The following is a 1303-nucleotide window of genomic DNA, read 5'->3' on the forward strand; positions in this document are numbered from 1 at the left end:
CTTCCCTGCATTGACAAAGGCGATGGAGTCAGCTATGATGCTATGCTGTATGTGGTTCTCTCCGTTGCGGTCTGTCCAAATGGAAGAAGTCAGTGTGCCTTCCACAAGCACCATACGACCCTTGGTGAGGTATTCAGCCAAGCGGATATGGTTCTCCTTGCTGCTCTTCACCCTTACCCAAGTGGTGATTTGCTTGCCCTTACTGTAGTCGTCCACTGCGATGTCAACAGCCATGAATGTTCCGTGTGTACCTGTGATGACGCGGCAATCCTTTGCTCCGATGCGTCCGATAGTGTGAGTGTAAATCATAATGTGAAAATGTTATAGTGGCAAGTTGGTTAGACTTGCCGTTACCTTGTTATTTAAATGACTTTTCTTGTTGATTGAACATAAGCTATTGCTTCATTCATAATTTCTGCTCGTGACCTACTCTTGTTATCTTGCATCCACTCATCAATTTCAGATTTGAGGAACATGATACGTTTCCCCTTCTTATGGAATGGTATTTGTTTATTGCTTGTCCAACAATAGATTGTGTGTTCAACTGGATGGGTAGGGAGATACTCACTCAATTCGGAAACACTAAGCCATTCCAATCCCTTATCGGGCTGAATTTGAGTCATTAGTGTGGAAAACTTTTCTTCTAAAATCTCCAGCTTGTTTATTACTAATGACAATGCTGATGGCAAGTCATTAAAACTCAATATTTGCTTTTCCATATCAATATATGTGTGGCAAGTTGGTTAGGCTTGCCGTTACCTTGTTATTAATATCCTTTCTTCGTCTGCCTTGTATTGGCGACAAAAGACTTGTTGCTGCCTGTGAGACTGATAGAGCCGCAATTAACAAACTCTCCGTCGGAATATACCCTGTACTTCTGTCCGCTTACCTCATGCTTCTGTTTGATGCGCTCTCGCATCCACTTCTTGGCTGCGGTCAATGAGCAAAAGGTCTCGCTCTCCTTGGTCGTCTCGTCATATACGATGCACTGGGTCATACATGCTCCTACTTCATCCATGCACCTATACTCGACGTGACATAGTCCAACTGACCGCCAAATATGTCGCTTGGCTCTATGTCGTATTGTCCATCCCTCACTTCCTTGTCCTCTCCGAGAAGCGACAAGTTGCCGTCAGAATCCAAACGTGCCGCATCTATGACTATATCACGAGGCTCGTCAAAGAGATAACCTGCCACGATGGGCTGCTCTCCCTCGAAATGCACCTCAAAGCCTCCGTCCACCTCCGTGCCGTACTTGCGAAGAGCCGCTTTCAGCTCGTCCTGCTCCCGGTGCTGCAATGCC

3 protein-coding genes and 1 pseudogene are annotated in these 1303 nt (G+C 45.9%); all 4 read right to left on the bottom strand.

Translation table 11 applies throughout. The features are described 5' to 3' along the window. On the bottom strand, positions 1 to 309 hold a 309-nt coding region (locus tag DXA05_RS25680; protein WP_133303906.1), incomplete at its 3' end, for a single-stranded DNA-binding protein. Between the two features lie 53 nt (positions 310 to 362). Continuing rightward, on the bottom strand, positions 363 to 719 hold the full coding sequence (locus DXA05_RS25685; RefSeq protein ID WP_007837478.1) for a helix-turn-helix domain-containing protein: 357 nt from the start codon (positions 717 to 719) through the stop codon (positions 363 to 365). Between the two features lie 47 nt (positions 720 to 766). Then, positions 767 to 1018, bottom strand: a complete 252-nt coding sequence (locus tag DXA05_RS25690) for a hypothetical protein (RefSeq protein WP_007837480.1) — start codon at positions 1016 to 1018, stop codon at positions 767 to 769. Continuing rightward, a pseudogene (locus tag DXA05_RS25695) lies at positions 1006 to 1303 on the bottom strand (hypothetical protein); the annotation flags it as partial. The gene DXA05_RS25690 and the pseudogene DXA05_RS25695, both read right to left, overlap by 13 nt.

It is taken from the genome of Bacteroides sp. AM54-2NS (assembly GCF_003602935.1).
GTDB lineage: Bacteria > Bacteroidota > Bacteroidia > Bacteroidales > Bacteroidaceae > Bacteroides > Bacteroides xylanisolvens.

Excerpts from the sequence above, each read along its gene's own strand:
- DXA05_RS25685 (WP_007837478.1), bottom strand. The coding sequence starts at position 719 with ATGGAAAAGCAAATATTGAGTTTTAATGACTTGCCATCAGCATTGTCA.
- DXA05_RS25690 (WP_007837480.1), bottom strand. The coding sequence starts at position 1,018 with ATGGATGAAGTAGGAGCATGTATGACCCAGTGCATCGTATATGACGAG.